The sequence below is a fragment of the Desertivirga brevis genome, from assembly GCF_017355835.1.
This window is the reverse complement of the sequence record NZ_JAFEWF010000001.1, coordinates 1,434,208-1,456,915: the sequence shown is the minus strand read 5'-3', so window position 1 is coordinate 1,456,915 and position 22,708 is coordinate 1,434,208. Positions and strand designations below refer to the sequence as shown.

Genomic DNA, 22,708 nt, shown 5'->3' with positions numbered 1-22,708 from the left:
TAAATGTCAAAGTATTCTATTACTTTGACATTTAGCTAATCCAATTATTCGACCTTCCTTTCTACTGACTGTACAATAGACGAACCAAAATAGCCTACTACATTTAATGTTGTATTGCCCTTTTTAGTAATATTTGTTCTAGTATTTGCGAATGCAGTAGCAAAGATTTGTCCGTTCTGTAATTGTGTTTGTATGTCTGTCCAGAAGTTGAATGCATGTTCTGACAATGACCATACTTCTCCTTTTACCATTTCTCCTTTTACAAAAGGTTCATTAACATTCAGCTCGGCATTATCGATGTAATTGCCATCCACAAACTCATCTGAAAAGAGATTAAAGTCGCCATCCATATTCATGTACTTTCCATTTCTGTATAACCGTACCTGAATATAATCACCTTTACCTTCGGTTTCCTGACCGTAGAACCGAGGGTAATAACCTTCTTTATCATACATTGCTGATTTAGGTTCAAACTTAAAGCTTAGTGAATCTGGGACTAAGGACAATTTCGGCGTTACTGCTATTGCCTCATAATTTCCTTTTGTAGATTCAATGCTTAATGTATAAGTTTTTCCCACTACACTTTTCATAGTCTTAATTTCGTAAGTCCCAGCACTTGTTTCCTGTAAGGTCTCGCTATTTCCGTCATTGTCCTTTAGAACTAGCTTGGCGCCGGTAACTGCAGGGTAAGGAGAATTATCCGAAAGTTTCTTGGTGAGATATAATTTCACATAGTGATTTTGTGCGCGGTTTGTTAGCCAGCCTTCTACAACCAGGGCATCCTGTCCATCGGGCGCTTTAATGTCAATTACGTCTTCGCAGGAGGAAAAAAGGATAGCTATCAAAAGTGTTAGAATTATATTTAAAGTTTTCATTGATCTTATAGTTTAGAGAGGATTGTTTGAGTTGATATACGCTTTGCTTAATTAAAATTTGAAATTCCAGGTGGCAGAAGGAATTAAAGTACCAAATACCGAGAACTGTACGGGTTCAAGGTTAGCTGGACTATCCTCTTTCTGACGAACATACACCGAGAATGGATTTCTTCTGTTTGTAGCATTATATAAAGAAACAACCCACTCGCTTGTGTATTTTTTCCCCGGGATAACCCGTTTTTTAAATGTAGCAGAGAGATCTAAACGATGGTAAGCTTTTATTCGGTAATTATTTCGGAGATCAGTAGAATTATACTGAACCGGAATGCCGTCGAATTCAAATCGCCTGTCGGCCATAGTAGTAGGAGTGCCGCTTGAGAAGTTATAAGTTGCTGAAAGGGAAATTCGTGGCTTTAGCTGGTAAATTCCTACCATGGATACGACATGCCTTTTGTCGAATCGCGCAGGATAATAACCGGCCTGAAGCTCATTTTTCTTTTCTACCTTGCTTAATGTATAACTGATCCAGCCATTTAATCTTCCTTCATTTTTCTTTACGAAAAACTCAGCTCCATAAGCTCTACCGTCTCCAAATACCATTGAAGCTGGTAAAGTATCATTCAACAAGGTTTGAGCATTGTTGATAAAATCAAGCTGATTACTCATTGTTCTATAGTACACCTCTGTTGAGAACTCATATTTGTTATTATTGAAGTTCCTGAAGTATCCCGTGGAAAAGTTATTTGAGAGCTCGGGTTTTACGTTATAAGAGCTTGGTTTCCAGATGTCAAGAGGGCTTGATGCAACGGTGTTTGAAATTAAATGAAGGTTTTGTGCTGTGCGACTGTATGAGGCTTTGACCGAAGCATCTTCTCCCACTTTGACCTTTATGGAAGCTCGGGGCTGAAGGTTGCCATAGGATTTAATCACATCCCCATCGCTGAATTCCCTAGGATTAATAGCTTCCTTTTTTTGTCCGGCTTCTCCGGTAAAGTCAAAGACTGTGGTTTTTCCTCTTGCTATAGTTTGAAACAGGGAATAGCGAAGGCCATATTCAAAACTTAACACATCATTAAGTTGAACCTCATGATCTGCATAAATGTTATAGTCAGTAGCTCTTTCTGCCTGCATTTCCACAGTATTAAAGATTGATCTTTCATCTGTTGGGAAGGCCTTTCCTGGACTAAAATCATGTAGGGCTGCTTCTCCACCGAAGTATAAGGTGTTTTTGGAGTTTGGATACCAGGTAAACCCGTTTTTTAAAGAGTAATCAATTATCCCTGCTTTCCATGTAAAACTGTTGGCAGGATCGTTTAGCACTCCTAGCTGATATTTATAATCAGAATAGATCACGCTTGTGTTCGAGAAAAGTCTTGGACTAAACACATGGTTCCAGCGCAATGTCCCTGTTCCATTTCCCCATTCCATTCCAAACCGTTTTGCTACATTAATATTGTCTTTGCCAAAGTAGCTTGAGATGAACAGGCGATCTTTATTGGTAATTGTAAAATTTGCCTTTGCACTTAGGTCGTAGAAATAGATGGAGTTATCCTTGATCTCAGGGTCTGAAGATTGCTTGGTAAGCAAATCTGTATACGACCTTCTTCCGCTAATGATCACTGAGCTTTTTCCTTTTTGAATAGGCCCTTCTAAGGTTAACCGGCTTGCGATCAAGCCTAATCCTCCTGTACCGCTCCATCTTTGATTGTTACCGTCTTTCATGCGGGTATCCAGAACAGAAGATAGTCTTCCTCCAAAGCGTGCCGGCATATCCGATTTATACAAAACGGCATCACGCATGGCGTCAGGATTGGTAACAGAAAAAAGGTTAAAAAGGTGAGATGTGAAATAAAGGGGAGCTTCATCTAATAAAATAAGGTTTTGATCAACTCCTCCACCTCTAACATTGAAACCGGATGCTCCTTCGCCAACAGTTGAAACTCCTGGCATCAGTTGAAATGATTTTATAACGTCCGCTTCTCCCAACAGCGGAGGAAGCTGGCGAATAGTATTGACAGACAATGCTGTTGTTGTGATTGGTTTTCTAACGTTGTCGTTTTTTCTTGCCGCGTTACTGGTTACAACCACTTCTCTCATTTCTTGAGACGCCGGCTTGAGAAGGATGTTAATCACAGTGTCTTTCGAAATGCGAATAGTCTTCTCTTGTGCAATGTATCCAACGTAAGAATAATTGATTACATAACTACCGGGAGCAAGAGTTAGAGAGTAAAAACCATAACTATTTGTTGAGGTTTTGATATTGGTGCTCTTTACAGCGATGGCCGCACCCTGTAAAACCTCGCCATTATTAGCGTCTTTAAAGTGACCACTTATAGTTACCTTCTTCTGCGCCAGTACAGGCAGGAAAAATAAACCGAGTAAGAGAGTGCTAAATAGCTTGAACGTTTTCATTGTAATATGTTGGTGATTTATGCGCTTTCGTGCGTTTGATAAACTTTGATCTCTTTTGTTACCAGAAACTTTCATGTGATGAATTAATATTTCTTTTATGTTATTTCTGGTGTGACACCTAGTTTAGTTTTTACCCCTACGCGATAAATGGATTTTTATCAAAAAATTTAAGAAGGGGAGAGGGAGGAAAGACAGGGTAGGGAAAAAAGTAGGTTGACTAAGGAAGGGAAGGGAATTAAATAACTTCTTGAATAAGAAATTCTTTTCCATTAAATGTGATCTTATCTCCTGCCGAAAGACCAACTAGTACTTTGCCAATAGGAGAGACTGGAGAAACGGCAAAATAAATGGAAGTGCCAACTTTTAATTGACCAGCGCTGACTGAAATGTAGAAGTTTCCGTTTGAGGTTAATACTAAGCTGCCATTTCTTACTTCTTTAGACATCAAATCTGGATTAATGGAATCTAGAGCGTGTTTTAATTTCTTTGCTTCGAATAATTGCGCCTGATTTCTTGATATATCCTGCTGCATCATCTCACGCGTTGTTTCATATTTATCACCAGCACTGCTTTTGGTATCGTTTGCTGCCGCTTCATGGGCAGAGGTTATGGCTTGTTCTAAACTTGCAATCCTTTCGGTTACAAACTCAGCACATTTTTGATAAAGCTCATTTTTTATAACTTGTTTCTGGCAATTCATAACAAAAACAAAGCTAAAAAAGCTTTTCTAATCTCCTTTATGTCAAAAAAGTTTTAAAGCGAATTAAATTGGTTGGCTTTTAAATAAAGAGTTTTTAACTTACGAAAATTATAAACCCCGGGGCTCTCCCTCCCTGAAACTTCAAGATATGAAAAGTTTATTTAACCCTTCAGAAAGCAATCATATAATTCAGCGTATAGGTAAACTTACACCTGAGTCGCAAGGTGTGTGGGGGAGGATGAATGTAGCGCAAATGCTTGCTCATTGCCAATGTAATTTGCGTATTGCCCTGGGAGAGCAATCTGTTAAACGGGTGCTTGTAGGGATATTGTTTGGAGGTTTTGCCAGGAAGCAATTGGTTAAGCCAGAGCCATTTAAGAAGGGCTTACCAACGGCAAGGGAATTCTTGGTTGCTGATCAAAGAGATTTTGAAAAGGAAAAATCAGAACTGAAGGCCCTGATAGAAAAGTTTACGAACGGAGGGCCGGAAGGCTTAACGGATGATCCTCATCCTTTCTTCGGAAGGATGACACAGCAGGAATGGGATGTTTTACAATGGAAGCACCTTGATCACCATTTTAGGCAATTCGGTGTGTAGAATTAATGTAACCAAAAAAAGCTCCTTTAAGGAGCTTTTTTTAGTTATTGTTCTGAACGTTTTAATCCGTATTTTTCAATTTTGCTATACAAATGGCTTCGCTGTATATCAATATCGTCTGCGGTTTTTGATACATTCCAATTGTTCTTCTCCAATTTGTATTTAATATACTCCTTCTCTGCAAAGTCTTTATATTCCTGAAAGCTACTAAACTGATCGAAGTTTGAAGAGAAACCCTGGCCGTTTGCCGGGGCACTTACAGCTGCGGTAGCATTAACCGTTGCTGCAAAGGTTTGTGGGGTTGCTATAACAGTAGTAGGGCCTGCTGGATTTGCAAAAGTAAGAACATCGTTCTCCGTGATAACTTTATCACTTAAAATGATCAAACGTTCAACCATATTTCGTAGCTCCCGGATGTTACCAGTCCATGGTAAAGACTGCAGTGCGAGTATAGCACCGTCGCTGAATTTTTTAACAGGCATGCCGTACTCGCTGCATATCTCCTCACAGAAACTTTGAGCAATAATTGGAATGTCTTCTTTACGGTCGGTTAATGGAGGTACGTGGATCAGGATTACACTCAAGCGGTGGTACAAGTCCATACGAAAGTTACCAGCATCTATCTCTTTAAGTAAGTCCTTATTGGTCGCAGCTATTACTCTAACGTCAACTTCGATTTCCTTTTCACCTCCAACACGGGTAATTTTATTTTCCTGCAAAGCCCTCAGTACTTTTGCTTGAGCAGAATGACTCATGTCCCCAATTTCATCAAGAAAAAGAGTTCCACCATTTGCCTGTTCAAATTTTCCGATACGTTGTTTTACTGCAGAGGTAAACGAGCCTTTTTCGTGTCCAAATAGCTCACTCTCAATCAACTCAGATGGAATAGCAGCACAGTTAACTTCAATAATAGGCGCGTTCACCCTATGTGATTTCTCGTGCAACCATCTTGCAACAAGCTCTTTTCCACTACCATTTGCTCCGGTTACCAAAACTCTGGCGTCGGTAGGTGCTACACGATCAATCGTGTCTTTTATTTTTTGAATTCCAGGAGAGCTTCCTAAAATGTCACGAACCTTGCTAACTTTCCGCTTTAGAACCTTAGTTTCTGTAACAAGATTACCTCTTTCAAGGGCGTTTCTGACAGTGATTAATAAACGGTTAAGATCGGGCGGTTTAGAAATGAAATCATATGCACCTTTCTTACTTGCCTCTACTGCTGTTTCGATCGTGCCGTGGCCGGAGATCATAATGAAGGGAAGGTCGGGCTTAATGGTTAGTCCCTCGGCTAGAACCTCCATCCCGTCCATCCGACTCATCTTGATGTCGCAGAGAACCAGGTCTAAATCATTCTTTTTGATAATTTCAAGTCCGTCGATACCGTTGTCAACATCTACAACCTGGTAATCTTCATACTCTAAAATTTCCCTTAGGGTATTACGTATTGCACGTTCGTCGTCAATGATTAGAATTTTTGCCATAATGCTGTGTTCTTGAAACGCTGAGCTTGATAGATTGTTTTGGTAAATGTATACAAATATATACACTTCACAATGGAGCATTTGTTTCGTTTAGTATTACTTATCCTTCTCCACAAATGCACAGTTTTCCACATACGGTAGCAAAGCAATTGCAAAGGCATAAATTAGCAGGTTTAAAAGGAGAAAGAAGGCTTGGCAAAGACAGCTACCAAAGAAACCCCTTTAATGCAGCAGTACAACACTATCAAGGCCAAATACCCTGGTGCTTTATTGTTGTTCCGTGTGGGAGATTTTTACGAGACATTCGGTGAAGACGCCATAAAAGCGTCGTCTATTTTGGGGATTGTATTGACCAAAAGGGCCAACGGTTCAGCTTCTCATATAGAACTGGCCGGTTTTCCACATCATTCGCTGGAAACCTATCTGCCAAAGCTTGTAAGAGCAGGGCAGCGGGTAGCGATTTGCGATCAGCTCGAGGATCCCAAAACGGTCAAGACAATTGTTAAAAGAGGGGTTACAGAATTAGTTACCCCGGGTGTTGCCTATGGCGACAACATCGTCCAGCAAAAGTCGAACAACTACCTTGCTTCTGTCTATTTCGACAAAAATACTATTGGTGTCGCTTTTATCGATATCTCTACAGGAGAATTTCTGGTAGCTCAGGGAGGGGAAGATTATATCGATAAGTTGTTGCAGAGCTTCAAACCAAGTGAAATAGTTTTCCAAAAAAGCCGCAGTCGTGATTTTACAGAAACCTTTGGAGATCGCTTCTATACTTACTGCCTTGATGAGTGGCCTTATACGGGAGATTACGCTACGGAATGTCTCTTAAAGCATTTTGAAGTTCAATCACTTAAAGGTTTCGGTATAGAGCGTCTGCATGTGGCTATCACTGCAGCAGGGGTTGCATTGCATTATCTGAATGAAACAGAACACCGCAACCTCCAGCATATTTCTTCTATTGCGCGTATTGAAGAAGATCGCTATATGTGGTTGGATCGGTTTACCATCCGTAACCTTGAGCTTATTGGTTCTTCGAACGAGAATGCGATTACTCTTGTAGATGTATTGGATCAGACATGTTCTCCAATGGGAGCGCGAATGCTGCGAAGGTGGATCGTAATGCCGTTGAAGGAGAAGAAGCCTATTGAAGATCGCTTGAATGTGGTGGATTACCTGGTGAATAATGAGGAGGTGCGTGAGCAGATCAATGACGAATTGAGACAGATCGGTGATCTGGAACGACTAATCTCGAAGATCGGGTTGCTTAAGGCAAATCCACGGGAAGTGTGTCAGTTGAAGCGCGCTTTGCATGCTATTGAATCTATAAAGAAGCGTTGTGAGCAATCGGACAACCTCGCACTGAAAACAATTGCAGAGCAACTGAATCCCTGCTTATTAATAAGGGAGAGAATTGAAAAGGAGCTTAATTCAGATCCTCCTGCATTGTTGGTAAAGGGGGGAGTGATGTGTCAGGGAATAAATGAAGAGCTTGACAGATTAAGAAAAATAGCTTTTGGGGGAAAGGGTTACCTGATCGAGATCCAGAAACGAGAGGCCGAACTCACCGGAATTCCGTCGTTGAAGATTGCCTTCAATAATGTGTTTGGCTATTATCTCGAAGTAACAAATTCTCACAAAGACAAGGTTCCTTCAGAATGGATAAGGAAACAAACTTTGGTAAATGCGGAGAGGTACATCACTCCTGAGCTTAAAGAATATGAAGAGCAGATCCTTGGAGCAGAGGAAAAGATCCTCGCCCTTGAAACCCGTTTATATAACGAGTTGGTCTTTGCTTTATCTGAATATATCAAGCCCATTCAGCTCAATGCGCAACTAGTAGCTCAGCTGGATGTGTTGTCATGTTTTGCAACATTAGCAATCCGAAATTACTATGTTAAACCCGAGGTAACTACAGACTCTATTCTTGACATAAAAGGGGGGCGTCACCCAGTGATTGAGAAGAACTTACCTCCGGGAGAAGACTATATCACCAATGACACCTATCTCGATAATGAAACGCAGCAGATCATCATCATCACCGGTCCCAACATGGCAGGTAAATCTGCCTTGCTCCGTCAAACGGGACTCATTGTTTTGATGGCTCAGATAGGTTGTTTTGTACCAGCAAAGGAAGCAAGGATTGGTTTAGTAGATAAGATCTTTACGAGGGTTGGAGCTTCCGATAACCTCTCCTCAGGAGAGTCAACCTTCATGGTGGAGATGAACGAAACGGCAAGCATCCTGAACAACTTGTCGGATAAGAGTTTGATCCTTTTGGATGAGATCGGTCGGGGTACCTCAACTTATGATGGTATCTCAATAGCCTGGGCAATTGCAGAATTCCTGCATAGTCACCCTTCTGCAAAAGCGAAAACCCTGTTTGCAACTCACTATCACGAATTAAACGAACTTACTACTTCCTTCAACCGGATTAAAAACTTCAACGTTTCAGTAAGAGAAGTAGGCAATAAGGTGATCTTCCTGCGAAAACTTGTTCCCGGTGGAAGTGAACATAGTTTTGGTATTCACGTGGCTAAAATGGCCGGAATGCCTCCTAAGCTTATTGGTCGTGCCAATGAGATCCTTAAAAGGCTTGAGCAGGAAAGGACAGGGGGCGAGAATATCAAGAACAGTATCAAGAAGGTGCAGCAACAAGCCTATCAGCTTCAAATGTTTTCTATAGATGATCCTGTGCTTGTGAAGATCAGGGACCTGCTCAATAATCTTGATGTTAACACTCTTACTCCCGTCGAGGCATTGATGAAATTAGACGAGATCCAACGCCTCTTAAAAGCATAACCTTTTGCACTTATCAACCGTATGTTAAAAACTTCTGATATATTAGAAGAAGGGTTTTTTAGATTTTGGTAGGATGAAGTGTAATTGGAGGTTTTTTAGGGGAAGTGTAATTTTATTAGCGCTGGTGATTTCCCTTGCTTCGTGTAAATCGAGAAAGATACTAACAGACTCTTCGAAAGACAGGGGGAAACAGCTGAAGGGATCATTGAAAGAGCGTTATGCCAACTTGCTTGATGTTTCTGAACGGGAAATTAAAAATGAAAATCTTTATCGTTTCATTGACGAATGGATGGGGGTACCCTACCGCAATGGGGGGATGGATAAAAAGGGGGTTGACTGTTCTGGTTTTGTAGTTCTCCTGGAAAAAGAGATCTATAATAAATCGGTTCCCCGTATCGCAAGAAGTATGGCCGAGAACGTTAAACGAAAATATGAGGAAGAGCTGGAAGAAGGCGATCTTGTTTTTTTTGATTTTAGCGGTCAAAAATTTAGTCACGTAGGTGTTTACCTTAAAAATAACCGTTTTGTACATGCATCTTCGTCTAAGGGGGTTATAGTAAGTAATTTAAAGGATAGCTGGTACTATAAATATTTTTCCCGTTGTGGAAGTGCAAAACACAATTACTTTACTGTTGCTACAGCTGACTCTTTATTGATTCCCGGGGTTGCAGCGGCGTTAGGTAAATAAAATATTTTTGAGTACAATATAATAATTGAGCATTTGAGAAAGAAAACTGGGGATTACTCTTTCTGGACGAAATACAGGCGGTTTGCGTCAACCGAAATAATGTTATATGTTGTAATGGTGGTAGGTATACTATTAGGAATTCTTATTTTTTCCTGATCTGCCGCAATTAAATTCGTAAATCAATTTGTTCTTCTCTTGTGTTAATAATCCGGAAAGCCATTTTGAGGATTGGCAGAAATTAAATTTTAACTATGAGAAACTACAACCTATCGAATAATCCGTTCAACTTAGAAAACGAAAGTACAAAAATGATTGTAGCTGTTATTGCCGGAATTGCAGCTGGTGCTATCCTTACTTCTTTATTTGTATCCAAAAACAAGTATAATTTCTTAGGTACTTCCAAAAAAGCCACGTCAAAAAGAAACCCGCAATCTATTCTATCAAAGGATAATGCAAATATACCGCACCCGGAAGAATATGGAGGTGGGATGATGGATGTTATTATACAGGCCACCTAATCTAATGAAATTTTCTTTTTTTCTGATCTTTTATCTGCTAATCGTGGGATATTATCCTTCTTTTGGCCTTCAATCAAAGTGGGAAGCTCCAGGGCCTGGCTTAAGGGTTGTCTTAGATCCGGGACACGGCGGCCGTGATAGTGCGACGAAGGTGGATAGCTTTTACGAAAAGGATGTGGTTTTAAATATAGCTCATGAGGTAAAAGCTCAGTTACAGGCTCGGGGGCACCAGGTAATAATGACACGGGAGACAGACGTGTTTATTCCTTTGACAGAAAGAGCAAAAGTAAAAGGTGACATTTTTATTTCTTTGCACGCTAATACAGTGCCCGAGAGAATTGGTCCCAGTGTGAGATCGATGATTAAAGGAATAGAAATATTCACAGAGGGGAATATGCCGGATGCTATTTTAATTGATAAAAGTAAGAAGCTTGCTGGCTGCTTATGGAACAGCTTGAATGATGTGGAGGGCATGAATGTAAGGGGGAATGTGAAGCAAAAATCCCTGGCTGTGCTTAGGTACAACTCTACACCTGCAGTTTTAATTGAACTGGGATATTTAACAAACAAAGAAGATCTGGGCTTCCTCACTAACCTCTATTGCTACAAAGACATAGCTGCTGCAATTTGTAATGCGCTTGATGAGTATCGAAAACCAGATTAGTGTCGCATATTATCTTCGTATTACCTGTGTCATTTCTGGGAATACTTTTTGTAGAATTGCACCAAATTTAAATTTATGGATTCAAGCAAACCGTATGTAATATGTCATATGCTAGGTTCTGTTGATGGACGTATTAAACAGGACATTTGGGGCTTTAAAGATCATCATAAATACTTCGAGGAAACAGCAGAGAAAATAGCTGCTGATGCCTGGTTAGTTGGAAGGGTGACGATGCAGGAGTTTTCCAGTCCAACTACTCCTGATTTAAACAATACAGTTATTGTTTCCAGAGAAGACTTCGTTGCTCTGAAATCTGCAACTTATGCGGTTGTAATAGATCCTTCGGGAAAATGTTTCTGGGATACAAACATGGTATCAACAGAGCATGTCATTGAAGTACTTACAGAAAGTGTAAGTGACGGATATCTAGAACACCTAAGGAATAATAAAGTGTCTTATATCTTTGGAGGAAAGGATTCTTTAAATTTGGAGTTGGTACTTAGGAAGCTCCGTCAACTATTTGATATTCAGACAGTGCGAATTGATGGTGGAGGTCATGTAAATGGATCTTTCTTAAAGGCTAACTTAATTGATGAGTTCAGCCTGGTACTAGCCCCGGTAGCCGATGGAACAATAGGAACCCCTACAGTTTTTGAAGCCGAAGAAGGCTACGGAAATAGAATGGCAACGCAATTTAAGATCAAATCTGTTGATAGAATTTATGATGACTTTCTCTGGATCAGGTATCTGGTGGTAAGGGATTCTGTTAACAGTAGATAAAAAATATAGAAAGGTGTAGCTTCACCTTTCTATATAATTAGCCCCGCAAACTATTCTATTCTTAGTATGCTCTTCGCCAATTCAATTTCTTTGGGGTCTCCTGTATATTTCCCTTTTTCATCCGACAGTTTAATTACAGGTGTCCAGTCCTGGTTCACTGGTTTGGCTTCTGTCATCTTGATCACGATATTCATTGCCTTTAAACCCACGTCGTTGGTAAGGTTTGTACCAATGCCAAAGGAAAACCCAATCTTCCCGTTGCAAAATTCCGTAATACGGGCCACCTTCTCATAGTTAAGAGCGTCAGAAAAAATTATAGTTTTCGATAAAGGATCAATGCCCAGGCTTTGATAATGGGCTATAGTCATTTTGGCAAATTCTATAGGATCATTACTGTCATGCCTAACTCCATCAAATAATTTAGCAAGCTTCTTATCGAACTGAGTAAAAAAGGATTTAGTAGTATAGGTGTCAGATAAAGCAATTCCCAGATCACCACGGTACACATTTGTCCAGTTTTCAAGGGCTTCAGAATTAGCCATCTTATAGCCGAACCTGGCAGCATGAAACATAAACCATTCATGTGCATGAGTCCCGATGGGTTTAATATTATTTTTCATTGCCAGATGTACATTACTTGAGCCAACAAAAAATCCAGATCCTGCAGATGTAAGGATTTTCACTACCAGATCCTGAACAGTAAATGAATGTCTTCTCCGGGTGCCGAAGTCTGCTATCGTTACTCCAAGCCCTCTATACATTTCAGCCTTCTTGCTCGTGGTTTGTATGATTTCATCATCCGACACTCGCATTTGATTTGTTTCACGATAAAATAACTCGCAGATTAAAGACATTAAGGGTACTTCCCAAAGGATAGTCCTATACCAGTGGCCTTCAATGGAAACCTCTAAATTCTCGGCTTGCTGACTGATCTTTACTTCTTCGGGATTGTAGCAATAACCCTGAAGGAAATCCAGGTAAACGGGATCAAGATAAGGACAATTATGGTTAAGAAAACGCTTTTCCTCAAGGCTAAGTTTTATAGATGCCATGCTATCCACAGCATCTTGAAGTACCTTAGCAAAGTTGGGTGGAAAGGCATGCTTACCTCGATTGATAAACTTGTAGCGTGCTTTTGCATGAGGGAATAGTTTTACCACAGCGTGCTGCATGGTGAACTTATAAAAGTCATTATCAAGTATCGAGGGAAGGATGGATTTGCTCATGTATGGTTTAAAGATATAAATATATTGAAGACGTAAGATTCAACTACCCAATAGTTTTTCTCTACTATTCTTTTTTCCAGCAGTAATGCTGGTTACTTTCTTCTTCATGTCTTACTAATTATTTCAACATAGGAAGTACTTCTCTGCCGAAATCTTCAATAAATAACCGCTGTTCACGATTGACATTATGCAGGATGATTTTTTCAAAACCAAGCTCTATGTCTTTTTTAATCCACTCCAGGTGTTCCGCTGGCTCTGCTGAGATCCTTACATGACTAAACATGTCTTCCGGTTTAACAAACTCCGCTGCTGCATCAAAATGAGCCACAGTAGGCATATCTCCTAAAACACTTCCCTGGAAAATATTAGTACGCCATTGATCATAAGCACCCTTTAGTGCTGATTCTTCTGTTGAAGAATAGGAAAGCTGAACTTTCAAGTGAACCGGTTTGTCATTACCACCGTTTTGCCTAAACGCATTCAGTAAAGCCTTCAACTCCTCATATGGCTTGGAAATAGTGATCAAACCATCTGCCCAACTACCAGCCCATGCTGCCGTTTCAGGAGAAACAGCTGCACAAAAGATAGGAGGAGGATTTTCAGGAAGGGTATACAGTTTTGCATTTTCCACGGTCACTAAGCCTTTATGCGAAACCGTTTTACCTTGCAGAAGCTCTCGAATTATTTGCACGCATTCCATTAATCTTACGTTACGCTCTTGCTTTGGAGGCCATTTTTCGCCGGTAATAAGTTCGTTGATTGCTTCTCCACTTCCAGCGTAAAGACAGAAGCGATCCGGGAACATTTCAGAAAGCGTTGCAATAGCTTGCCCAACAATAGCGGGGTGATAACGTTGTCCCGGGGCACAAACTACACTGTATGGAACTGTTGTCGCTTGCATTGCGGCCCCTAGCCAGGAGAATGAAAATCCTGACTGTCCTTGACGCTCGCTCCAAGGGAAAAAGTGGTCGGAAGAACTGACAGCTTCAAAGCCAGACTGTTCTGCCATCTTTGCATATGCTAATAATTCACTTGGTGGAAATTGTTCATGAGATGCGTGGTATGCTATAGTTGCCATGATTTTTATTGAAATTGGAACATCTGTTTATCAGAGAACCTGCAAACTGAACAGACATTAATCGATTCTTGTTGTTTAAAATGCTTCAAATTTCAAAAATTTGTGCAGGAATAGATGGCACTGGTATAAGGCGAAAAGCTATAAAGTATAATAAACTCCGACTTAGGTAAATAGATAGGAGGGAAATCAACCATGGAGATGTTATGACAAAGAAAACATCATCTTATAAAGAATCCTCTAACAAGATAAATTGGCACGTTTTCTGTATAAAGAACCATGTTAACATCGCAATCAACAGCATAGTTGAGATATTAACTATCAACTACTGTTCAATATATATCTACACACTTTTTCAAAAGATTAAAGCACCGGAAAACGGTGCTTTCTTTTTTCTCCAGGACTTCACTCTTTTAGGGCTTCAAAGTTTGTGAGAAGAAGGGTAGTACTTTATCGCTTATTCTTAAATGGATCTTATTAGTATGATCTCCCTTATAGATCTCAAAATCGTGCTTGATTTTATAGGCGTTCAGTTCTTTATCTAAAATTCGTATTGCCGCGGCAAAGTTCACATCCCTGTCTCCTGCATCAAAAGCAATTCCTTTAAGTTGCTTCAAATTGCCAACAAATTGATCAAGTGAGGCTAGCGGTAGATTTGCTGTCCACTTTGCATTAACAGGAATAACATCTGCCTTCTCTGTTCCTGGCAGATCCAAATAGAATGGAGGATTGTTCGGGTTCGGAGACCAAGCTGCTGCAAGCGAAAAGGCTGCTTTAGTCCAAAAGTTTGCCTTCTGCAGATCATCAAAGGTTTTTATGTTATCTATTTCTTGCCTAGTAATAGATGGAGTAGTTCCAGGAATAAAAATTGCCGGACTTAAAAGATAGATGGCGGCAAAAACGTCTGGATTTTTCTCTCCAATACGCATTGTACCGTAGCCTCCCATAGAATGTCCTGCGAGTCCGCGGGCTGAAGACCGGGGTATTGTCCTAAACCTTCCATCTATGTAGCTAACTAGTTCTTTAGCGATAAATTCTTCCCAGTTTCCGGTAGTAACAGAATTGGAATAGAAACTCCCTGCAAATTTCGTATAGCCATTAGGTGTAACGAATATACACTCTTGTAATTTCCCTTTAGCGTATACCGAATCAAGGATGGCAGGTAAATTTATCCAGTGTTTTTTCATCCCATACCATTTCGCGTCATCGTCGGAAAAGCCATGAAGGTAATAAACCACGGGATAACGTTTTTTGGGATTATTGAAATAACTTGGCGGCAGGTAAACAGAAACGTCTCGATCTGGCGTATCTCCTGCCAGATTAGCTTCCAGTGATTTTGAGTGGAAAATAACCCGCTCAACCCTGCCTTTTTTAATAGCTTGGGCAGAAGTCTCATAAATGAAAGCAGGAGCAAGAAAAAGAAAGATGAAAACTTGAATATAGAGGTTAGTTAGGTGTTTCATCCCGCAAAATAAGCTTAAAACAGAAAGGTTAAAAATTTTCTAGAAACTCTACATTAATGTAATTCCGGCCTGCCATCCCAACCACCCCATCCGATCTCCATTGAAAAGGTTCTTTGCACGATGAGGAATAAAACTCTTTTGATAGGCATCAGGCTCAGAACTATCGTTATTATAGACGGAAAACCCAGGACCAGCAAAAACTGTAAGTCCTTTTATAATTTGATACTGAATGTTAGTTTGAAGTCTGGAAAGTGTATTGAAGCTGCTATTCTTAAAGAAAATATACTGTGAACTTGTTTCCAACGCTAGCGATAATTTATTATTAAAGGTAAAGTCGTGACCTATACCTAATCCAGCGGAATAAACATCGGATGAATTATCTTTCAAAATGCCGCCAGTGATCATTGTATATAGCTTGTTGTTTCCTGTTTTGAAACTGATATTTCCTTTCATAACATCATTGCTGGTGATAGTTATTTTATGATAACCCTTTCTAACCAGATTTAATAGTCCGATCGAGTAGCCAGACGAGGTATCTGCCACATTCACAAGTCCTATCTGTGTTCCATTCATCTTCTTTGCAAAGTTCACTATTCCGGCCACCTGTACACCTTTTAACCGGTTTCCGGCTATATTAAGTACTCCCGCTACCTGGGTTCCTTCAACCGACTTCCAATTAATGTTTAAAACTCCAGCTCCCTGAACTCCTTTTAGTTTTCCAAAGCTTACATTTGTAACACCCGCATATTGGGAACCCCTGATGTCACTTCCTGTAACATTTAAGACACCGGCAGCCTGCATTCCTGAGAAGGTCCCCTCCGTAAGGTTAGCTACCCCTCCAAATTGTCCGCCTATAAATTTACCGTGTGCTCTGTTAACAACCCCGGCTGCTTGAAGGCCATGCACATCTTTCTCAACATTGTTGAAGACGCCTGCAAACTGGCCCCCCACAACACTATCCAGAACAACATTGAAAACTCCCGCCGCTTGGAATCCTTCAACCTGTCCGCCGACAATATTCATTACGCCAGCAGCCTGGAACTTCTTTGCATCTTGTTTACTGATATTAAATATGCCCGCTACTTCAGCACCATCTATTCCAGCCGTATACCCACCGATAACATTTAAGGAACCTTTATTCACGATCTGAGAGCTTAACATTCCATGGGAGCTTAGGCCAGGGAGCAGGGATGCCTGAAATGGACTTTGAGCAATAAAGGAAGGAATATTTAAACTTTGAATACGCTGTTTTGAGGATACCAGCCACCTGCCAAGCCCATATCGTTCTATCCGGTTAGAAAATGCTCCTTCTCCTCCTGAACCTACTGCATAACCCTGTCCCGTAATAGTAATGCCGGCAAGGAATTGGATGCTCGTGTCCCTAAAGTCTTCTTTACTGACCGAAATTATAAGTCCTTTGTGATCTCCTTTAAACTTCAGCTTGAAATACCCTTTACTATCAGTAAGTGTTGATTTTAATAGTTTCCTTTCATAAACGCTCGCATTTCTAACTCCTTCGCCTGTCCTCTGATTGTATACGTACCCCTCTATTTCGTAACTGTTTTTTTCAGTACGTATGTCGCCGGCTTCTATGTTGAACCGGTAAATAGCGGTACGAAGAATAATGTAATTGCCGCTCTCTTTATAATCCACATCGCCTTGGAATAGAATATCAAGAACGTTTCTGATGGTTTTATTTTGAACGTTTACCGTAACAAGGCTGTCAGAATGAAAAGTGCTTCCACTGTATGAAAAATAAAAATTTCCCTCTTTACTGATCTTGTCCAGTACCTGGGTAAGCGGTTGATTAATAAACCTTACGGAAATATTCCTATTTAAATGGTTCTTGAATCCTGCTGGAGACTGAGCGTGTATTTTAAATGAGAGAAGCAGAAATACGAAAATGGTAAGGCGGTACATATTATTTAAGGATGATCTGATTATCCTTTTGAGTAACAGAAATATTAAATGTTTCACTAATCACTTTTAAAATTTCACCTAGAGACTCATTTTTGAAGGTGGTAGTAAGCGTTAGGTTACGTAGTTCCGGGTTTTCGATTACAATTTGAGCTTGATAAGCCTCATTCATTATTTCAATCACGCGCCACAAAGGAGTATTGCTAGCAACAAAAATTTTGCTTCGGTAATAGTTATGCAATTGATCTGTACTTTTCTCCACACGCAGTTTTTGCTGACTATCCACAAACACCTTCTCCCCGGCATGCAATATTACAGTTTCAGAACCTTCACTAACTTTAACAATACCAGTCTCAACGATCACTTCTGTTGCTGTCCCTTTATGTTTAACGTTGAAGGAAGTGCCAACAACCTCTACCAGTACTGCGCCACTTGATATTACAAACGGCTTAGCTTTGTCTGGTTTAACTTTAAAGAATACCTCTCCTTTTGCAAGATCCACTTGTCGTTTTTTTCCAAGTAAAGAGCTCGAGTAAGTTAAAGAAGAGTTTTTATTTAAGGTGATCACTGATCCATCAGGTAAAGTTTCTGTGATCACCTTATTACTTGCGGTGAACTGAGTTTCCGACTTTCGGAACAGAAGTAATCCGATCAATGATACCAATACAATAGTAGCTGCTACTTTCAGCCAGTTGAAGTCCCTTTTAATAGGCCTGATGACCGTTTCTGGTGCGGTTTTTCTCTCTCCTGCCCTTTGTTTGAACCTTTCCCAGGCTGCGTTTTCATCTACAGTGCTTTTCGATTCGAGATTTTTGCTGGTGCTCCAGATAAGAGAGATGTCCGAAAACTGCTTCTGATGTGCAGGATCGGCCGCAATCCAGTCTTTTACCTGGCGGTCCTCTTCGGGGCTCGTCTCCTTTAAAAGGAATTTTACCAATAGCTCATCTGTCATCGCTTACAAAAGTCTGTTAAATAGCCAAAGTAATAGTAATGGTAAAAAATCGACAAGTTTAGTACGCATAATTTTGAGGGCTTTACCCATTTGGTTTTCTACCGTTTTAATAGACAGTCCCAGCTGATCAGCAATCTCCTTATACTTCAGTTCCTCAAACCTGCTCATCTGAAAAATTACCCTGCACTGCTGTGGAAGTTCATTGAGGGCTTCTCCGATCTTCTGTTCAAGCTCTTTCAGTTCAAGTCTTTGAGAGGCTTTATTACTTTCTCCTGCCATAGAATGTACCGCGTAGTCTTCATACTTGGCTTTGGTTTTATTATGCTTGAAGTAATTTAAACAAGCGTTGTGAATCATTTTGTACAGATAAGCTTTCACCGATATCTCCACATTCAGTCCTTCTCTTCGTTCCCACAATTTAAGAAAAACGTTCTGCACAATCTCTTCCGCCAGGTCCTCATCTCGCAGCATAACGTTCGCGTATGCATGCAAGGCCTTGTAGTGCTCTTTGAACATGCGTTCAAAGGCATGGTCGTTATAAAAAACATTAGCCGAAAGAGAAGCAGTATTAGATTCCACTTGTTTAAATCTGCTTCAAACTTATATAAAATTTTTGCCTTCTATATCCAATTTTTTAAACTGTTATTCCAACCCTTCGGGTTTGTTTTTGAGAAAAAGCTTCTACTGTTTCCTAATCACCTTTCCGCTTCCACTGATGCGGCTATCCACGCTCGGGTTACCCCAATAGTAAACTTTCCCGCTTCCACTTATCCTGGCTTTTAAAAAGTCTGAAATACCGAGCCATGCTTCACCACTTCCGGAAATATCAACGTCAGCATCCCTGGCTTCTAAGTGGTGCAGGTCCGCCTCTCCTGATCCCGAAATGTGTATATCTGCTTTGTCTACCTCAAAACTATCTTCAATTTTAACTTTTCCCGATCCACTGATCCTTATTCTAAGACGGTCTGATTCTGTAAAATCCGAGATAGAGAACTTCCCGCTACCACTTAGATTTAATTCCTCAATTTCTGGTGTTACGATATGTACTCTTATATCATCGTCAATAATGTTGCTACGGGTCTCGTAACCGAGGGTAAGGGAATTGCCTCTCACAGTTGTTTTATATTTTGATATCAGATTGGATGATCCTCGTAATTCTACCTTGTATTCATCTCCATATTCAACGGTTACATGCTTTGATCCACTTAAATTTATAGTGTTGAAATCTCTTAAGTTGCGTGTTTCATTAACGATATGTCCGTTTGCCTCAATTCTGTCTTTTAAGCAAGAGCTAAATAGAACTAGTATAAATGCTAGAATAGTTGTTGTTTTCATGTTTGTATATATATTAAAATTTAAAGTTTAAACCTGCTTTGAAACCGATGTACCATGCCTGAAAATTGTCATCCCAGCGGTTCTGGTGTTCATGGAAGTAGTGCTTTACCAATGTTTTTCCCTCTTCTGTATTTGTATTTATGAAGTTCAGAGATGGTCCCCCGTTTAGCTCCAGGTGTTTCCCGATAAGGATCGCTGGCATGACTCGTAGCGAAGTCTTGAAATACTCTTCGTAATCAAACCTCCCTACATACGTGGAAGCTAATTCGGTATTTAGTCTGAATATTCTGGATTGAAAAAAATGAGCTCCTAAACCTGCCTCGAGGGCATAGTCGTCCTTATTTGTTTTCCAGTTGAACCCTCCTCCAATAATACCATAGAGGACCCTTCCGCCGGAACGAAAAGAAAGAAGAGTGGTTTCTGTTTCATCAGTACTAACACCGATAGATTTTTCACCGTTACGTATTAAATTGATGATTCCCACTGGACAATCGCTGCTGTCAGCTATGTTGATAAATCCAGCTATTTGCGCTCCCCTTACCTTTCTAGCAATATTGATAAAACCGGAAACCTGGGAGCCAGAGATATCTTTTCCATGATTGAAGAAGCCTGAAAGCTGGCTCCCGGTTACGTTTTCTGCACTTACGTTGCCGAACCCGGCAAATTGTGAACCTCTAACTTGTTTTGCTGTATTTAAATAACCTGCGAGCTGGATTCCTGTAACTTCGCGGGCTACATTAATAAAGCCAGCAGCCTGGATCCCTTTCATATCTCCGCATGTATTGATGAATCCAGCGTACTGCCCACCTTCAACTTCTTTCGCTGCTATGTTCGCAAAACCAGCAAACTGCATCCCTTTTGCACTACCATACGTGTTAGCGAAACCAGCAATTAGCAAACCATCAGACCGTGTGCCCAAGTGGTTGGAGAACCCAGCTACTGCTAAGCCTTTAACATCATTGCGAACAACGTTTGAAAGTCCGGCAAATGCCAAACCTTTTTCTGCTGCAGAAAAACCTGCAAGAAGATGAAAGGAAAAATCGTTAGTATCCAGGGGAGCGTGACTTCCATGAGTACTGATCGGATATATCACCCCAAGATGTACACGGTCTGTTGTTTGAGCATTTCCCGAGAAAGCCGTGAAGGCTTGAATTGTAAAACCAGCTATAGCTGTCAGCAGGTTATGTTTGGTTTTAGTAGTAAGTCTCATTTCTTCGATATTTGTAGATGTGACACCGAAAGAAAAGCTTACCCCTACGTCTTCGAAAAAAAAAATTAGCTGTCTTTATAAGGCAAAATTTCAACACTTAAAAAACTGCCTGAATTTTTATCTAAGTTTGAATTAAGATATGACTGCTGCTGCTCTTTTAAACGATCTTAAATCCCGGAAGTTCAAACCTGTATACCTCTTTCATGGAGAGGAGCCATACTATATAGACTTTTTTGGTAATTATATTGAGAATAACTTACTGTCGGATGCAGAGAAGGGCTTTAATCAAACGGTGCTCTATGGAAGAGATACCGATATGATCTCTGTTCTTAATGCAGCAAAGCGTTTTCCTATGATGAGCGAATACCAGCTTGTGATGGTAAAAGAGGCGCAGGATCTTAAATGGGGTAAAGATGGTGACGACGATAAAAAAGGGAACGATCCTTTATTGACTTATCTTGAGAAGCCTGTGCCTTCCACAATCCTGGTTTTTTGTTACAAACATGCTAAGTTCGATAAACGAAAGAAGACCTTTAAGGCAATGGACAAAAATGGTCTTGTTTTCGAGTCTGCCACTATCTACGATAATAAGGTGCCAGGTTGGATTGAAGATTTCGTACGTGAAAAGGCCTATCGAATTCAGCCCAGGGCTGCATCTATTTTGGGAGAATACCTCGGAAACGATTTGTCTAAAATATCCAATGAGCTGGAAAAGCTCATGTTGAATATCCAAAAGGGGCATGAGATAACTGCCGAAGATGTCCAAAACAATATTGGCGTTAGCAAAGAGTATAATGTTTTTGAGCTTCAAGATGCCCTTGCTAAAAAGGATCCTCTTAAAGCTAATCGAATAATTGATTATTTCGCTGCTAATCCAAAGAATAATCCTATTCAAATGGTGCTGGGTGCCCTTCAGAGTTGGTTCACTAAAATTCTGAAGTATCATTACATTGGAGATAAAACACCCTCTAATCTTGCGAAGGAATTGGGAGTTAATCCGTATTTCGTAAAAGATTACGAATCGGCGGGGAAGAGTTTTAATGTCTGGAAAGTAATAGAAATAATAGGATTTTTAAGAGAATACGATCTCAAAACAAAAGGCGTAGACGCCACCGGAAATACAGCAGATGGCGAGTTATTAAAGGAGCTGGTCTTTAGAATCATTCACTAGATTATCAGTTAGACACACGCTTCCATTCTTCTGTTCGTCCCATGATTGCCAATCCGTAATATTTTCTAATATTGAGTTTAGAAGGTTCAGGCAGAGCTACCTGGCAGTTATAAGATCTTCCGGATTTTGTGTCATAAACTGATCCTCCGCGCCAGATATTTTTTCTTGCAAAAGATAGATCATTAAGGATATCGACGCCAATCAATGACCGACCCCTAAGGGAAGCATCATGATTATGTGTATCTTTCAGAGGTTTTTGATCTTTGTCTACAGAATCTTTTAACCAAATAAGTTTTCCAAAGTACTTGTTGTCTTTTTTATATATCTCAATCTTTTCTGTTTCCCGAATACTTATCCAGGTGCCAAGTATAGCATCTTCTTCCTGGCAAAAGGCTTTAAAGGCAGAGGTGGTTAATAAAATACAAAAGAGTACTGTAGCTTTCATAGGTTACAAGTGTAAATAAGGATACGGTCTGATCGTCTGGATTATTATGAGAAAAGAGCTTGCGGTACAAGCTCCTTTCGCTGAAAAATATAATTATAAATTATGGTTGTTGATTTTGGATTTTAGATTAGCAAATGTGTCATTCGCTTTAGACACTGCTGTATCAGAGAATCCTTTTAATGATCCTGAAACTTGTGAAATAGTTTTCTTTCCGTTTGCAGTACCTAGTAAATACCATGCAGCGGCTCCTGTTGCAAGCCCTGCTAACAATAGAGTTCCAGTTTTTGAATTGTTTTTCAACATCATAGTAGATTTTTTAATTATACTCAATACTGTATAAATATCTTGCCAAAATGCAAAGTTTGAGTTGAAAAAATTAAACTTCGAGTAATTGAA

21 protein-coding genes are annotated in these 22,708 nt (G+C 40.1%); 8 read left to right on the top strand and 13 right to left on the bottom strand.

The window, feature by feature from the left end:
* Positions 1-44: 44 nt before the first annotated feature.
* From J4N25_RS06380 to J4N25_RS06370, 3 genes are all read right to left on the bottom strand, one after another.
* Entirely contained in the window at positions 45-875 is an 831-nt protein-coding gene (locus J4N25_RS06380) for a DUF4249 domain-containing protein (protein WP_207421308.1), read from the bottom strand.
* Positions 876-926: 51 nt separating this feature from the next.
* Positions 927-3,287 carry a TonB-dependent receptor gene (locus J4N25_RS06375; RefSeq protein ID WP_207421307.1) on the bottom strand — a complete coding sequence of 787 codons (2,361 nt, stop codon included), beginning with the start codon at positions 3,285-3,287 and terminating at the stop codon, positions 927-929.
* A gap of 235 nt (positions 3,288-3,522) precedes the next feature.
* Complete coding sequence (locus J4N25_RS06370) at positions 3,523-3,987, bottom strand: 3-oxoacyl-ACP synthase (RefSeq protein ID WP_207421306.1); 465 nt, start codon at positions 3,985-3,987, stop codon at positions 3,523-3,525.
* Positions 3,988-4,135: 148 nt separating this feature from the next.
* Here J4N25_RS06370 and J4N25_RS06365 point away from each other — a divergent pair, with 148 nt between their 5' ends.
* Positions 4,136-4,585 carry a DUF1569 domain-containing protein gene (locus tag J4N25_RS06365; RefSeq protein ID WP_207421305.1) on the top strand — a complete coding sequence of 150 codons (450 nt, stop codon included), beginning with the start codon at positions 4,136-4,138 and terminating at the stop codon, positions 4,583-4,585.
* A 44-nt stretch (positions 4,586-4,629) separates the two neighbouring features.
* On the opposite strand, the gene J4N25_RS06360 is transcribed toward J4N25_RS06365, so the two are convergent.
* The gene (locus J4N25_RS06360) at positions 4,630-6,066 is read right to left on the bottom strand and encodes a sigma-54-dependent transcriptional regulator (RefSeq protein ID WP_207421304.1); all 1,437 of its coding nucleotides are present in this window, start codon (positions 6,064-6,066) and stop codon (positions 4,630-4,632) included.
* A gap of 192 nt (positions 6,067-6,258) precedes the next feature.
* On the opposite strand from J4N25_RS06360, the gene mutS reads away from it, so the two are divergent.
* The 5 genes from mutS to J4N25_RS06335 all read left to right on the top strand — a co-directional run bounded on the left by mutS (position 6,259) and on the right by J4N25_RS06335 (position 11,518).
* On the top strand, positions 6,259-8,868 hold the full coding sequence (gene mutS / locus J4N25_RS06355) for a DNA mismatch repair protein MutS (RefSeq protein ID WP_207421303.1): 2,610 nt from the start codon (positions 6,259-6,261) through the stop codon (positions 8,866-8,868).
* 73 nt (positions 8,869-8,941) lie between these two features.
* Positions 8,942-9,556 (top strand): C40 family peptidase, encoded by a 615-nt coding sequence (locus J4N25_RS06350; RefSeq protein ID WP_207421302.1) that lies wholly within the window; start codon positions 8,942-8,944, stop codon positions 9,554-9,556.
* A 251-nt stretch (positions 9,557-9,807) separates the two neighbouring features.
* On the top strand, positions 9,808-10,074 hold the full coding sequence (locus tag J4N25_RS06345) for a hypothetical protein (RefSeq protein WP_207421301.1): 267 nt from the start codon (positions 9,808-9,810) through the stop codon (positions 10,072-10,074).
* Positions 10,075-10,078: 4 nt separating this feature from the next.
* Positions 10,079-10,738: an N-acetylmuramoyl-L-alanine amidase family protein gene (locus tag J4N25_RS06340; RefSeq protein ID WP_207421300.1), complete on the top strand. Its 660-nt coding sequence runs from the start codon at positions 10,079-10,081 to the stop codon at positions 10,736-10,738.
* A 75-nt stretch (positions 10,739-10,813) separates the two neighbouring features.
* Positions 10,814-11,518: a dihydrofolate reductase family protein gene (locus J4N25_RS06335; RefSeq protein ID WP_207421299.1), complete on the top strand. Its 705-nt coding sequence runs from the start codon at positions 10,814-10,816 to the stop codon at positions 11,516-11,518.
* Between the two features lie 50 nt (positions 11,519-11,568).
* On the opposite strand, the gene pncB is transcribed toward J4N25_RS06335, so the two are convergent.
* From pncB to J4N25_RS06295, 8 genes are all read right to left on the bottom strand, one after another.
* Positions 11,569-12,744 (bottom strand): nicotinate phosphoribosyltransferase, encoded by a 1,176-nt coding sequence (gene pncB / locus J4N25_RS06330; RefSeq protein ID WP_207421298.1) that lies wholly within the window; start codon positions 12,742-12,744, stop codon positions 11,569-11,571.
* 118 nt (positions 12,745-12,862) lie between these two features.
* On the bottom strand, positions 12,863-13,822 hold the full coding sequence (locus J4N25_RS06325) for a TIGR03885 family FMN-dependent LLM class oxidoreductase (RefSeq protein ID WP_207421297.1): 960 nt from the start codon (positions 13,820-13,822) through the stop codon (positions 12,863-12,865).
* A 410-nt stretch (positions 13,823-14,232) separates the two neighbouring features.
* Positions 14,233-15,282: an alpha/beta hydrolase gene (locus J4N25_RS06320; RefSeq protein ID WP_207421296.1), complete on the bottom strand. Its 1,050-nt coding sequence runs from the start codon at positions 15,280-15,282 to the stop codon at positions 14,233-14,235.
* Positions 15,283-15,330: 48 nt separating this feature from the next.
* On the bottom strand, positions 15,331-17,202 hold the full coding sequence (locus tag J4N25_RS06315) for an STN and carboxypeptidase regulatory-like domain-containing protein (RefSeq protein WP_207421295.1): 1,872 nt from the start codon (positions 17,200-17,202) through the stop codon (positions 15,331-15,333).
* 1 nt (position 17,203) lies between these two features.
* On the bottom strand, positions 17,204-18,151 hold the full coding sequence (locus tag J4N25_RS06310; protein ID WP_207421294.1) for a FecR family protein: 948 nt from the start codon (positions 18,149-18,151) through the stop codon (positions 17,204-17,206).
* 3 nt (positions 18,152-18,154) lie between these two features.
* Positions 18,155-18,730: an RNA polymerase sigma-70 factor gene (locus J4N25_RS06305; protein ID WP_369410833.1), complete on the bottom strand. Its 576-nt coding sequence runs from the start codon at positions 18,728-18,730 to the stop codon at positions 18,155-18,157.
* Positions 18,731-18,832: 102 nt separating this feature from the next.
* Positions 18,833-19,486, bottom strand: a complete 654-nt coding sequence (locus tag J4N25_RS06300) for a head GIN domain-containing protein (RefSeq protein WP_207421293.1) — start codon at positions 19,484-19,486, stop codon at positions 18,833-18,835.
* Positions 19,487-19,499: 13 nt separating this feature from the next.
* Positions 19,500-20,696 carry a hypothetical protein gene (locus J4N25_RS06295; RefSeq protein WP_207421292.1) on the bottom strand — a complete coding sequence of 399 codons (1,197 nt, stop codon included), beginning with the start codon at positions 20,694-20,696 and terminating at the stop codon, positions 19,500-19,502.
* Between the two features lie 139 nt (positions 20,697-20,835).
* Here J4N25_RS06295 and holA point away from each other — a divergent pair, with 139 nt between their 5' ends.
* A complete protein-coding gene (gene holA / locus J4N25_RS06290) occupies positions 20,836-21,867 on the top strand; it encodes a DNA polymerase III subunit delta (RefSeq protein WP_207421291.1) in 1,032 nt (343 codons plus the stop codon).
* A gap of 4 nt (positions 21,868-21,871) precedes the next feature.
* Here holA and J4N25_RS06285 read toward each other — a convergent pair whose 3' ends face one another.
* A complete protein-coding gene (locus J4N25_RS06285; protein ID WP_207421290.1) occupies positions 21,872-22,312 on the bottom strand; it encodes a DUF2147 domain-containing protein in 441 nt (146 codons plus the stop codon).
* A 46-nt stretch (positions 22,313-22,358) separates the two neighbouring features.
* Between J4N25_RS06285 and J4N25_RS06280 the strand changes: the two genes are divergently transcribed.
* Entirely contained in the window at positions 22,359-22,652 is a 294-nt protein-coding gene (locus J4N25_RS06280) for a hypothetical protein (protein ID WP_207421289.1), read from the top strand.
* Positions 22,653-22,708 lie beyond the last annotated feature (56 nt).